The sequence below is a fragment of the Paraburkholderia kirstenboschensis genome, assembly GCF_032806925.1.
GTDB lineage: Bacteria > Pseudomonadota > Gammaproteobacteria > Burkholderiales > Burkholderiaceae > Paraburkholderia > Paraburkholderia kirstenboschensis.
In genome coordinates, this window is record NZ_CP136511.1 from 1,254,467 (window position 1) to 1,267,151 (window position 12,685).

Here is a 12,685-nt window from a genome sequence, read left to right on the forward strand (position 1 = left end):
GCTCTATTGAGATTTGAGTGGGTTATGCCGCATGCGGGTTGATCGAAGTGAAGTCGAGCTTGCCGGCGATCAGGAACAGCACGGTACGCATGGTAATGAGGTTGGCGTAACCGCGCGCGCGTCGCTTGGCGGCCTGAAACAGGCCGTTGAGAGCCTCCAGGAAGCTGTTGGTCTGACGCGTCTGGGTCCAGGCGACGATGCCGTCGAAGTGCTTGCGGATCATGCGCGCAACCTCCCTCATGGGTTCGACCTTGGAGCGCATCACGTTGGTACACCACTGCTCGGGCACCTCGGAGACGACGTTGATCTGCTTGCGATCGAGGATGTCGCGCAATTGCTCGCGATAGAGCCAGGCCCGGGCGGTGCGCTTGGTCGTGACGTTGGCAACGAGCGCGTCCAGATCGGCACGCTGCGCCACGCTCAGCCGGTCGCAGTCCTTGAGCAGTGCCCAGCGCAGGCCCTTGCGGTCTGGGTCGGTCTTCTGTTCGAGCCGTCGCGTCTTGTCCAGAGCAAACGACGCCTGAGCGACAACGTGGAATTTGTCGAAGGTGATGCGGGCGTTGGGCAGGTGCTCGCTGACGCCCTTGATGATGGCAGGCGACATGTCGATGCTGACCGAGGTGATTTGCCCGGGCGTGGCGTTGTGCGCTTGCAGATGGGCGGCGAACTGCCCGATGGTGGTGGCGTCGCGGCCTTCGGTAACGAACACGACCTTGCGTTGTCTGGCGTCGGCCACGAGCGTCAGATAGTTGTGCCGCATCGTGCCCCGCGCAATCAGGCCAAGGCGCATCCAGCGCATGACCGCGAAGATTGCGCCCAGCACGACCGCCGCCACCGCGATCACGAACAGCGTATAGGCGCTAGCACGATAGGCGCCGATCTGGAAACTGCCGAGCGGGGCCGAGATGCCGACCACGGTATTCCCGAAGATTGCGGTCGTGAGTCCAACGAGGAAAAGGCTGAGACCCCAAGTCGCGAGCATGGTGTCGATCATGCGGCCATAAAGAAAGCGAATGATAGTCCGCTCGACGATGACCCCGATGCAGCCGACCACGATCGGAGCCACAACCAGCATCGAGAGCCAAATGCTGATTCCATGGCTGGTTGCGACGATGGCCGCATAGCCCCCGAGCATCAGGAACTCGCCGTGGGCGAGATTGATGACCCGCATCATGCCGAAAATGATCGCCAGCCCAACGCTCATCAGCGCTAGAGCAGCGATTGCATAAAGGACCCGGATCGCGAGGAGCGCAACGAGATCCACGTTAACATTCCCATTCCCAAGTCCGGAAGACGAGCCTTTCGCCCTCACGCCTTAATCACATATTGCTGGTTGTCATTCGGATGCTTGATCAGATTGCAGACTGCAGCGGTATCCGCCGGCTTCTGCTGGACGAAGTCTACGAACACCTTGAAATTCTTGTCGCGGACCTCGGCGATATGAACGTCGAGCACGCAATGATGAGTCGGCGGATCGATGCTCACCTTGCCTGAGGGAGCGTTGATGCTAATTCCCGTCTCGAGCGCCGGAATGACCTTCATACGGTCGATACTGCCAGCCTTTTTTACACCATCCGCCCATAAGCGAAAGCCTTGGTAGGTGCTCATCGCAAGCTCTGTGATGTTAGGATAATCGGCGCCGAAGCGTTTGTGGAAGCGGGCCAGGAAGGCTTCGTTGACGGGCGTCTTGAGATCCTGAAAATAATTGTAGCAAACCAGAATGCCGTCGCATTCATCGGAGAAAGCACAATGTGCTCATTGCCGACCCCGAAGTTACTCGCAGCCATCGGAATTCGTGCGCGCATACCGGCCGCGGCCCATTGACGGTAGAACGGGATATGCGCACCGCCGACCAGGACCGACCAGAGGATGTCGGGTTTTGCCGCCTGGATCTTGGAAATTGTTGGCCCAAAGTTTGTCACATCGAGTGGGAAGAAATCGAACGATGCCACAACGCCGCCGTTTTGGAGGACGTACTTCTTCAGCCATTGCGAGGTTATCTGGCCGTAATTGTAGTCAGCCGCGATGATGTAGACCTTCTTGCCCCATTTCTCCATCGCGTAGGGCACAAGTTTCTCGGCGGTTTGGGCCGGTGTCACACCGGTATCGAATTGATTGCGATCACAGACGCCCCCTCATACATTGTGTTGTAGAAATAGAGCGTCTTGAACCGGTCGAGAACCGGGCGAATGATCTCCCGCGAGGCGGACGTGATGCCGCCATGCACGACGGCAACCTTGTCCCTCAACGCGGCCTGTTGGGCGTATTGTGCGTAGAGCTGCATGTTCGACTGCGCGTCGTACTTGATCAGCTTGATTTGACGTCCCAATAGCCCACCTGCAGCATTGGCTTCCTCGACCGCAAGCGTCAGTGCATCGACCATCGGTTTGCCGTATATATCGAGCCCGCCGGAAAGATCATGAATGCCCGCAACCTTGATCGTGTCTTCCGCCGATGCTCTCGACGAAAGTGTGCCGGCTGCAGAAACTGCGATAGCACTCTGTAAGAACTTCCTGCGATTGACCTTCATGCCGTCACCCCTCCGGCTGTCGCCGAGACATTCATAAGCAAGCCATGAAGCTCGTCGTTCTTCAACTGCCAGCCGCAAGCCGCCTCGACGGTCGCACCAAGGCAATCAAACAATTCGATCATGAGATAGGCTCCGGGTGAGCTGGCACTGTGAATTCAAAGACCGCGCCGTGGGGTTCATTCGCGCCCACCCACAGTCGCCCCCCGTGCGCCTCGACGATCGAGCGGCAGATCGCCAACCCATGCCCAAGCCACCCGCCTTGGTCGTGTAGAACGGATCGAAGACCCGCTCGTTCCCCTCCACGGGCAGTCCCGGGCCGGAATCCTGCACGGCGCAAGACACGCCATTCGACGAATCCGCGGCCGTGTGGATCAGCAACTCGCGCTGTCCATGGCTTGTTGCGGTCATTGCTTCCACTGCATTGACGATGAGGTTCAGCATTACCTGTTGCAACTGCACGCGATCTCCCAGGACGAGTGGAAAACCTCCCCGAATACGGTCAGCACTGAGACGCCGTTCTTCGCCGCTTCGCCCCCCCGTCAGTTCGACCACCTCTCGGAGCGCTTCGTTGATGTCCACGGTGTCCTGACGTGGGGGCGCTTTTTTGATCAGATCGCGAATCCCGCCAACGATGCCACCGGCACGCATCGCCTCATTGACGATGTGACCCAGCGCACACCTGACCTCCGCAAGGTTCGGCGGGCTGGCGTCCAGCCAGCGTAAGGCGGCCGAAGCAGCGGTTGCTGTCGCGGCGATCGGCTGCTGCACTTCATGGGCGATCGAGGCTGTGAGTTGCCCCATCGTCGCAGCCCGGTTCGAGTGCGCGAGCTCCATCTGCACTTCGTGGTAGCGCCGCTCGCTCTCGTGTGCTTCGACTTCCGCCCGCTTGCGCTCGGTCAAATCGAGCACGAAAGCGACACCTTGGCTCGCGCCTTCTTCGAACATCGCCGCGCCGATAAGCACCGATACGCGACTGCCATCCTTCCTGAAGAACTCCTTCTCGTAGGGCTGTAGCGTCCCGGTAAGTTTGAGCTCTGGCACCGACCGTTGTTTAGTGCGATCGATGGCAAGCAGGTTCGCATCCGTATAGACTGCAGGTGACTGGATCCTGGTCAGAACATCCAGCGTCGCGAGGGATACCGGGTCGCTCATTAAAGGCAGATCGATCAGAGACTCGATCGTCCGGCTGCCGAGCTGCGCCCAGACCCGCTCGTATTCGCGTCGCGCTTCCGCATTTGTCGGGTGCGGCGCCCAGTCGATACCTAGATGCCGGAGATGGTCGAGAGCGACAGCAATGGCGCGGCTGCTCTGATCGAGGGCTGTGTGTAGGTCCACGCGCAGGCACGCGACTGTGGCACGTTCCACCGTCTTTGCGGCGCGCCTTGAAAGCGCAGCCAGTCGCTCCTCTGCGGCCGCCAGCTCGCCGGTTAAGAACTCGCATTCCGGCCGATTTATCTCCAATGAGAAGGCAAGTTCATGCCGGCGCTCGCAGTAATCCTCTGCCAACAGCGCCGCACCAGCATTGAGACAGGTCAGCGCCGAGACATACGCCGTCGACGCCTTGGCGCGCTTTCCCGCGATCAGGTTGAGCTCGGCCAGCTGCTCGCGCTCCTGTCGTGAGGTGATCAAGGCCGCGCCGCAGTTGAGCTGATTGACGAGGTCGAAGACCGCTTCCTCGCGCTTTTCGGCAGGGACGTGTGCCGCGAGCAGTCTCCCTATTCGAAGGTGCGCCTCGCCGCGCAGTTTCTCCGGGATCAGCGAATAGGCGGCTTCCTGAATACGGTCATGGACAAAATTGCAAGCGCCAGCCAAGCGCTCAATCAATTCCTGACGGACGGTCGGCCACAGAGCCGCGTGAACCTGCTCCTCCGAAGTTCCAAGAACGATCGAAATTGCCGTGAAGTCGGCAATGTTGCCGAGACAGGCCAGCTGCCGCAATGCCGTTTGAGCTTCCGCGGGCAGGCGGCTCAACTTGCCGACCATGAGGTCGACGACGTTGTCGGTATAACCCTTCGCGCGAATACGCTCGAGTTCCCAGGACCAGCGCGCAGCATCATGATCAAAGGCGAGTATCGCCGTCGGATAAATAATCCCCTAAACAGCAGTTTTCGCATCTCTTAGACGAATGCTTCGTTGAGACGAACGGAGGAAAAGCTTCGGCTCACCATGGCGCCGGCACGGCTCGACCTGGTCGGAGAGCTACACGCCGCACTCGTCACCGCCAAGACGATTTCTTCCTGCCATGTGATTTCGGAAATGTCGGACAATGGGGTTGATGGCTTTGCCGACCGCGCGCTTCGTTGTGATTTGCGCCACGCAGAAGCGCCACACGTCGCTGCTTTTACGGTTCGAATCCCACACGGGATTCCAACGAATGTGTCGTGAACGAACATTGATAGCAGTACCAATCATTGATCTTATCTCACCGTTCTTGATGGTTGGGGCGACTCGCGCCCCATCTCCTCGCATGAACAAATGCTAGGCGCGCCAAACTTCGCAAACCGCCAACTATGCTCGCCACTCCACTCGAGGATTTGTAGTCGAGGACCAACGCGAATTGACAAGTTTAGTTCGCGCTAATGCGAGTTGACGACATTACTTCGTTAAGAAGCGAAGCAATGTTGTCAACTCGGAGGATTCGAGCTCATGTGCGCGGCCTCTGGCCGGTGACAACTTTGCTTTGCTTTACGACTCATGAGGGCGTTATATCGGCGCTTCGTCGCGTCAGCGTCTCGCGTGCGTCCGTCCAGGTGTCTCGACCGATTCGGGGTTCGAGTTCGGGGGAGCGGTTCGACGCGCCGCGCTTTGGCTAACGGAGCAGATCGCCGAGATGTGACCCGGTGCGAAGGGTGCGTGCAGGAGTACCGAGCGAATGACCCACTGTCGACGGCTGCCTGCAAAGAGGGGGCGGGGACAAGGCATGTCGCGCAAGGCAGACCGCTACAACAATGCTTCGGAGGAATGCCTCTTTGACGCGCTCGAGTCATAGACTTCCGCTGGAAGTGAAAGCGTGGGGCTCCGGAGGAGGCAGCGTTGTTTTCGCGGCGTCCTTTCACATCACTCAGCCTTGCCGCGGGCCGCTTCTGCAGCTGCGTTGTCATGCCGCAAGCGCGCCTCGATGCTCGTGAACAAGTGCTGCGCCCGTTCGAGCAACTCCGCGAGCGTCGGCAGCAGGTCATGCGATGTTCCGGATGACCCGCCGGTGAAGATGATCGGATGCGGGTCGGGCCAAGGGTTGTCGATGCGGCCGTCCCGGATCGACTCATACAGCGCGAGAGTCTGCTGCGATGGCTTCACGCCCAGTTCCTGCATCAGAACGCGCTCGCAACGCTGAAATTCCCGCAACGCCTGGGTGCGATTGCCAGCGAGCAAGCGCAGTCGCATGATGTGCCGGTGTACCTGTTCGCCAGCGGGATCGACCGCAAGCATCCGTTTGGCGTATGCCAAGCCCCGCTCGGTGTCGTGGCGTGCTTCATAGCAACAGACGAGCTTTTCGAGCGCATCGAGTAAGTCGCTCTGAAATCGCTCTCGTTCGAACAGACACCAGTCCTGAAACCAGCCCTGCAGCAGATCGCCGCGATAAAGGCCCACAGCCTCTTCCAGACGCTGTCGCGCGGCGTTGTCGAGTTGCTGGCCGCATATGCCGCAACAACTGCGCGTGATGTCCTCGAATTGCGTCACGTCCACATCCAGTTCGGCGCAGGCGTTCAACTGGATCCATTCGGCGTCCGCCTCCACGGTTCGCAGACCGTTGGCATCGACATGCGGAGGCAAGGCGCTCTGAATTTGCCACAGAGCTTGGCGAAGATACAAGACGTCCTGCCTAACCAGCGCGGCCTGTGCTTGATAGGAGCCATAGCGGCGTCGCTTCGTCGTCACGCTCAGGCTTTCCTGTCGCATCAAACGCCGCACAAGCCATCACAGATATCTTTGATCTCAATTAAGCACCCCGCGCAGCAGCGTACTTGTCGAATACTTGTAATCTTGCCCGGTGATAAAAATAGGAACTGCGGGCAAGGTCAAGCTCAGACAATAGATCTGGGAGTGCGTAGGTTTGCTTCAGGGCATCAACCAGCGACATCTTTTCCCGATTGCTCAGGAGTCGCAGGTCGACGCCCAGGCCTTTTTTAGCAGTTCATTGGCCTTCTTCAAAATGTCATGTTGAAGCTGCAACTGCCGGATATCCCGTTGAAGCGACTCGACCTGGCGCTCCAGTTCCTCCCGATCCGGGGCTCGTCAGCGGTCGGCATACAATGCCTTGAGGAGCGACATGTACTCCACGAAAACGCTGGAGGGCCGCGTGAAGCCATGCTGGCTGGCGATAATCGAACGCCTACGATGGGCTCATTATCGCTGTCGAAACGGTATCAGACAATACCAATAGTTAGCTATCCGATATAAATCAATTTTGATTGACACAGACGACGGTGGTTGCGGAAAAGTGGTGACTGTCGGGTTGCAACGCGGCTGCCCCAGCGCCTTCTAGGTGCACGAATGGCAGCCTGCGAGATGAGGCGCGGTCAGCGCCAGACCACTTATTCTCCGAAGCTAGAAGCTAAATTTACAACTTCACCTATGATGGTGCCATTACATATTCATGTGAGACGAAACACTGCTGCCTGCGCTTTCGTCTAACAATCCCGACGGATATAATTCTTCTGTCGGTACAACCGCGCGCACTCTGCTCAGACAGGCGAGCAGAATGCAGCTCGAAACATCGTAGATGACCACGTTCGATGCCTGCCGCTAATTCTATGTCGGACTCAATGACCCGGAGTAAATAATGCCCACGCCTCCGGTTCGAACCGTTGCCGTGATTGATGATGACCGACGCGTGCTGACGTCTCTGGCGAACCTGCTGGCCTCTGGCGGGTACGGAACACGGGTCTACGAATCTGCACTGGATTTTCTGTCCGATGGCTACTCGGGTCTGGTATGCATTGTTACCGACCTGGGAATGCGACCCATCGACGGCATGCAAGTGCTCGAGAGAGTAGCCCACTCTAGCGCAGCAGCGCCCGTCATCATTATCACAGGCAATCCGGGCGTGCATACGGAAGACTACTATCTGCAGAGAGGCGCATTAGGATTCTTCAGCAAGCCTGTCGACGGGGAAGCGCTGCTGGACCTGCTGGATAGCATCGCTTGAACTTGTTGGTAGTTGGTATTTAGAGTATGCCGTGAGTTAAACAAAACAATGGCAGACGCATTGCTCACGCCAGCAACTGAAATATTAGCGTTTGCGTCGGGCACCGAACGTGGCCATCTACGATGTCTCAAGTCGCAGTTTGCTCGCCTGTTTCACCAAACTGGCAAATGAACCCGCCTGGATTTTTCTCATGATATGACTGCGATGCACCTGCACAATGTATTCGGTAATGCTAATGATTCCCGCCACCTGCTCGTTGAGCAAGCCACTTGCGAGTAACGGCAAAAAACCTCCTGCTCACGAGGCGTCAGCGATCGATAGAGGGCCTGGAGTGCTGCTGCATCCTCCGCCTCCTTGTGAACAAAGCGTACTCTGGTGAGAGCCGCATCGACCGCGTATGTCAACGCATCTTCATCAACATGCTTCGTAAGAAAATCAACAGCCCCGCCCTTCACAGCCAGGACCGCGGACGACACATCTCCCCTTCCAGTAACGAAAATGACTGGAATTCGAGAGTCGACGTTAACAAGCTTCTGGACTTCCAGGCCATTCGTGTCTGGCATTCTCAAACCCAGGATCGGACATGCAACGACGTTTCTACGCGGTGTGTCCAGAAACTCTCGACCCGAGCCGAATGTCTGGACGTTTCTTCCATTTGCGCGCAGCAGCGCAGAGAGTACTTCTCGCACCCGTCCGTCGTCGTCGACCACATACACCAGTGCGCTTGCAGATCCCATAACCCCTCTGTGGTCAGGTGAAAAACTCTCCTAACGTCGGTACAGCTGATCCGCAATAATCTCGCTGAATGTAACCCTCACGTGGTCATGCCGACAATACATTATAGTCGCAAGAATCGTCGCCCCGAGACGCGAGCAGCCGTGTTGTGCATAGCATGATCATGCAATGGTACGGCCGAATGCAAAGATGTAAGTTTGCTTTCCAATACGCCCACGAACTCCAAGGTTGACATGCTTACGGTGTTGATACCGCGCCCATTTCGGATTGTCGGTCTCGGTCTCGCCATAGCCGGCGCGTCAGGGGTGGCAGGATTACTTGAAGCGGTGACGGACTGCCTCAGCCTCGTGCTGGTCGTTCTGTTCACGCACTTTTTCGGCCGCGGCTTCGTGCGTCTCGCCGCGGCTTTCGCCTCGCTTGGAATTGCGGGAGCGATGTTGAGTTCCGCTCACCCCCTTCTATCTTCTGGCTCTATCAGCCGTTGCACGGTCGCAATCGGCGTGGGCGCTCCCAGCGAGACTCAGCGGGCCCAATCGAAGAATGACGACCTCGGCGGGCCGCAAACAAAGTTCAGCAGGACAGCCACGTCCTGCGGCTGGGTATTGGGTATGTGTCTCATCTACTGCCCTATGCTCCCTCAGGTCGTCGCCAGAGCACCGGCAGATTCCGGTGCCGCGACAACAACCACTTTCTCCGCCGGCACCTTCTTCTTCGCGGCCAGCCTGCTTTGTCACAGTGTTCTTCGCCACACCCGCACCTTTGCCGGCAACCTTCGCATTGCTCGCAGCACCATTGCCAACAGCACTGCCATCAGCCGCACCTGCAATTAGAAAAGACCGTTCGGTCCTTGGCCTCTTTGAGCCGTGGGGTGCACGTCCTCGGCCGCTCCATTCCGCGTCTCACTTTGGGTTAAGTTGCTCAGACCGTCCGCTTGCACACAGACTTGATATGCGCTTTACATGACGGGCTACATAAATATGTAATTGCGCGAGTGCTTCACGCCATCGTAGTTTGTTGGCTTTGGCCTGACCGAAGGGACTCGCACACGCGTACGAAAGTGAAGGGTCGTAGAGAACCAGAACGTCTCGCGGCCAGTCAATGTCGAACTCGAGGCTGACTTGCTTACCGTGCGAATCTCACGCTGTTCTCGGGTTGCCGCGCTGGCCATCGGCGTTTCGATTGCCTCTGGTACGGTAGCGTCGCTCGAGGCCTATACAGGCTGCTTGGGTCTGGTCCTTGTAATTCTCTTCACCCATTTGTTGGGGCGAAACATTGGCCGCCTTTCTGCCGCTTTCGTCTCTACAGGAATCGTCTGGGTCTTGGTCGGCCTACCCCGTCCTGTACTCGCATCAAGCTCAATCGCCCGGTCCATTATTACGATTCCTGCAGCGTGGCTATGTGTGGAGCTGGTCTCCCGTCGCTCAAGGAAGCCGGCGTCTACCCCCCGAATGAAAGATGCCCCGTTTGACTTGCCTATTGAGAACCTGGCCGGTCAGCTCTGGTCGCGAACCATTGACGGTCAACTGGAATACGTGAACGACCGCAAGATTGCGGAGTTGCGTCTTCGGAACGAAGGGCAGAACTACAGGCGAATGGTTGACCGCGTGCCAGCTTGCGTGTGCGTTGGGGACCCCGCCGGCAAACTCGTTTACGTCAACAAGGTCGTACTTGCCGCATTGGGCCGTCCAAGCCAAGAGGTTGTCGGTGACCTGTGGATGAACTACATCCACCCCACCGAGGTAGAAGCTGTCCGTACCGAATGGGCGCAATGTATTGAAGCAAGTCGCCCCGTCGATGTCGTCGTCCGGATGCAGCAATACGATGGTGTGTACAGATGGCAACACCTCGTCGCTGAACCGTTTTACGACGAAGGGGTCGTGGTCAACTGGTACCTGGTCGGTATCGAGGTCGACGACACAGTAAAGGCTCAGGAAGCCTTGAAGAAAAGCGAGAAGGAAGCTCGGGAACTGCTCGACCGCCTTCCGGGCCGCTTCGCCACAAGAACGACAGCGGATTTCGACTTCGTTAACCGCCACATCCTCGAGGAAACCGGTACTACGCTGAAGGAGCTACAAAAACTCGGATTTCTGCATTTCATCCACCCCGACGACAAGGAGCGAATCAGACAAGGCTATCTCCGGTCGGTCGAACTGAAGACAGCTTACGAGGACACTTACCGCTGGAAACATGCGGATGGCGAGTATCGCTGGCATCATTCCCGTTCCGTTCCTTATTTCAACGAGGACGGAAGCGTGTACAAATGGTATGTCATGAGCCTCGATATCGACGACCTTTACAAAACGAAAGAGGTCATCCGCGAGCGTGAAGCGCAGCTCAACTGGCTCACCGACGCAGTGCCAGGCTTCCTATGGAGCACTGACGCCGCCGGTTCAATAGAGTATGTGAACAAACGAGCTGAAGCCTACACCAGCAGAAGCCTGCATGAACTGACCAGCAACGGCTGGTTTGACCTTGTTCATCCGGACGACTACGCGACAGTTACTGAAACATGGGACCGATCGATGAAAAGCGGGGCGACGTACGATACGGTACATCGTCTTCGCGCTGCTGACGGGTCTTATCGATGGTTCCAGTGCCGGGCCAATGCGATGCGTAATGCCCGAGGCGATATTACTAACTGGTACGGCCTGCTTACCGATATCCACGAGCGCAAAATTGTAGAAGAACGATTAAGACGCAAGGAGTTACATCTTCGCAGGCTCATAGACGCAATGCCTGCCATGATTTGGCGCGCCACCCCAGGCGGGGACACCGACCGGTGGAATCGCCGCATGCTTTCGTTCATCGGAAAGACCTGGGAGGAAATTGGGGAAGAGCCCTTATTCAGTCTCGTTCCGCCTGACGAGCGGGAGCGTGTCCAGAGACATTGGCAGCAATGCGTCCTTGAGGGCTCATCTTACCAGGACACTTATCAGATTACGGGAGCTGATGGGAAACTACATTGGTATCTGGTCCGCGGTGAACCCTTCCGCGATGAGACGGGTGAAATCCTTCATTGGTATGGCGTGTGCACGGACATTGACGACCTGAAAGAAACGGAAGTCGCGCTCCAGCAGCGCGAGCACCAGTTGCGGGAGATTACCGAAACAATCCCAGGAATGATTTGGTGCACCGATGCTGGCGGGCAACCGACCTACCTCAACCGGAGACTCGCAGAATACGCCGGTGTGGACATATCGGAAACCCGTGACCTCGGATACAGGAAGACTATCCACCCAGATGACTGGGAAGGGATCTTTCAAAGATGGAAACACTCCGTTCGGACTGGTGAACCCTACACCGGCGTCCGCCGTATGCGCAGCAAGGACGGGCAATACCGCTGGTATCAGGTGCGCGCCGAAGCAATGCGCGATGCGGATGGCAACATCGTTCAATGGTACGGCCTGAACATCGACATCGACGAACAAAAACGTACTGAAGATACCTTGCGAGAAGTACAAACCCAACTCGCCCGGGCGACCCGGATTGCAACGGTCGCTGAAATATCGGCCTCGATAGCGCACGAGCTCAATCAACCACTTACGTCTGTTATCGCGAATGCTCACGCCTGTCGTCGCTGGCTTGCGGCCAACCCGCCAAATCTCGACGAGGCGCGCTCTTCCGTGGAGGCCATACTCCGGGATGGCCGTGCTGCCGACGAAACGATGCACAGCATCCGTACCCTGTTCAAACGAGAGTCCTTCAAGAAATCTCAATGCAGTATTCCTGACATGGTCCGGTACGCGGTGAGATTGTTGAAAGAAGACCCCAGTATGCGGGACGCCGCCATAACGCTGAAATTTCCCGACAATCTTCCAGACGTGAACGTCGACCGGATACAGATTCAGCAGGTCCTTATCAACCTGATGTCGAACGCGATCGAAGCAACAGAAAATACCGGCCGCACACCAAAAGTCGGCATCACTGGCGCTGTCCTCGATGAACTATTCGTGGCAGTCGAAATTTCTGACAACGGAGAGGGTATCGCTGAGCTCGATACTCTTTTCGAGCCGTTTGTCACCTCAAAGGCAAAAGGCATGGGTATAGGTCTGGCAGTTTCACGCTCAATTATCGAAGCACATGACGGTACGGTGACCGCCAGGAACAACCTCGACCAGGGTGCGACGTTTTCTCTAACGCTGCCAATTTTTGCCCTTGCTGGTGACCCACAAACTGTAGCCCACCCAGCTTAGACAACATCAGGCGACCTCGCAGGTCGCCCGACTCGTCTCGTTGACAACGGCTCCCTCCAGCTTTTTGCACCTTCCACA

The 12,685-nt window shown here is 57.3% G+C and carries 9 protein-coding genes and 4 pseudogenes; 3 read left to right on the plus strand and 10 right to left on the minus strand.

Features of this window, described 5'->3' with window-relative positions; all coding sequences use genetic code 11:
• Nucleotides 1-22: 22 nt before the first annotated feature.
• From RW095_RS06190 to RW095_RS06230, 8 genes and pseudogenes are all read right to left on the minus strand, one after another.
• A pseudogene (locus RW095_RS06190) lies at nucleotides 23-772 on the minus strand (ISL3 family transposase); the annotation flags it as partial.
• A pseudogene (locus RW095_RS06195) lies at nucleotides 773-1,312 on the minus strand (ABC transporter permease subunit); the annotation flags it as partial.
• Nucleotides 1,309-1,722: a transporter substrate-binding protein gene (locus RW095_RS06200; protein ID WP_317016770.1), complete on the minus strand. Its 414-nt coding sequence runs from the start codon at nucleotides 1,720-1,722 to the stop codon at nucleotides 1,309-1,311. The pseudogene RW095_RS06195 and the gene RW095_RS06200, both read right to left, overlap by 4 nt.
• A pseudogene (locus RW095_RS41330) lies at nucleotides 1,605-2,530 on the minus strand (transporter substrate-binding protein). Before RW095_RS41330 ends, RW095_RS06200 begins: the two are co-directional and overlap by 118 nt.
• On the minus strand, nucleotides 2,527-2,652 hold the full coding sequence (locus tag RW095_RS06215; RefSeq protein ID WP_317015166.1) for a hypothetical protein: 126 nt from the start codon (nucleotides 2,650-2,652) through the stop codon (nucleotides 2,527-2,529). The pseudogene RW095_RS41330 and the gene RW095_RS06215 overlap by 4 nt, the downstream one beginning before the upstream one ends.
• Nucleotides 2,636-4,513, minus strand: a complete 1,878-nt coding sequence (locus RW095_RS06220; RefSeq protein ID WP_317015168.1) for a sensor histidine kinase — start codon at nucleotides 4,511-4,513, stop codon at nucleotides 2,636-2,638. Before RW095_RS06220 ends, RW095_RS06215 begins: the two co-directional genes overlap by 17 nt.
• 1,074 nt (nucleotides 4,514-5,587) lie before the next feature.
• Nucleotides 5,588-6,409, minus strand: a complete 822-nt coding sequence (locus RW095_RS06225; RefSeq protein ID WP_394365003.1) for an AfsR/SARP family transcriptional regulator — start codon at nucleotides 6,407-6,409, stop codon at nucleotides 5,588-5,590.
• Between the two features lie 67 nt (nucleotides 6,410-6,476).
• Nucleotides 6,477-6,760, minus strand: a pseudogene (locus tag RW095_RS06230) (IS3 family transposase); the annotation flags it as partial.
• Nucleotides 6,761-7,313: 553 nt separating this feature from the next.
• On the opposite strand from RW095_RS06230, the gene RW095_RS06235 reads away from it, so the two are divergent.
• A complete protein-coding gene (locus tag RW095_RS06235) occupies nucleotides 7,314-7,679 on the plus strand; it encodes a response regulator transcription factor (protein ID WP_317015169.1) in 366 nt (121 codons plus the stop codon).
• A gap of 117 nt (nucleotides 7,680-7,796) precedes the next feature.
• On the opposite strand, the gene RW095_RS06240 is transcribed toward RW095_RS06235, so the two are convergent.
• Entirely contained in the window at nucleotides 7,797-7,928 is a 132-nt protein-coding gene (locus RW095_RS06240; RefSeq protein ID WP_317015171.1) for a hypothetical protein, read from the minus strand.
• Entirely contained in the window at nucleotides 7,868-8,416 is a 549-nt protein-coding gene (locus RW095_RS06245) for a response regulator transcription factor (protein WP_317015172.1), read from the minus strand. Before RW095_RS06245 ends, RW095_RS06240 begins: the two co-directional genes overlap by 61 nt.
• A gap of 195 nt (nucleotides 8,417-8,611) precedes the next feature.
• Between RW095_RS06245 and RW095_RS06250 the strand changes: the two genes are divergently transcribed.
• Nucleotides 8,612-9,244, plus strand: coding sequence for a hypothetical protein (locus tag RW095_RS06250; RefSeq protein WP_317015174.1), 633 nt, complete (start codon nucleotides 8,612-8,614; stop codon nucleotides 9,242-9,244).
• Nucleotides 9,245-9,862: 618 nt separating this feature from the next.
• Nucleotides 9,863-12,607, plus strand: coding sequence for a PAS domain-containing protein (locus RW095_RS06255; RefSeq protein WP_317015175.1), 2,745 nt, complete (start codon nucleotides 9,863-9,865; stop codon nucleotides 12,605-12,607).
• The last annotated feature ends 78 nt before the right edge of the window (nucleotides 12,608-12,685 follow it).

Bases quoted from the DNA above. Each gene is read 5' to 3' on its own strand.
- RW095_RS06255 (WP_317015175.1), top strand. From the start codon at position 9,863: ATGAAAGATGCCCCGTTTGACTTGCCTATTGAGAACCTGGCCGGTCAG.
- RW095_RS06235 (WP_317015169.1), top strand. From the start codon at position 7,314: ATGCCCACGCCTCCGGTTCGAACCGTTGCCGTGATTGATGATGACCGA.
- RW095_RS06215 (WP_317015166.1), bottom strand. From the start codon at position 2,652: ATGATCGAATTGTTTGATTGCCTTGGTGCGACCGTCGAGGCGGCTTGC.
- RW095_RS06220 (WP_317015168.1), bottom strand. From the start codon at position 4,513: ATGGTCGGCAAGTTGAGCCGCCTGCCCGCGGAAGCTCAAACGGCATTG.
- RW095_RS06245 (WP_317015172.1), bottom strand. From the start codon at position 8,416: ATGGGATCTGCAAGCGCACTGGTGTATGTGGTCGACGACGACGGACGG.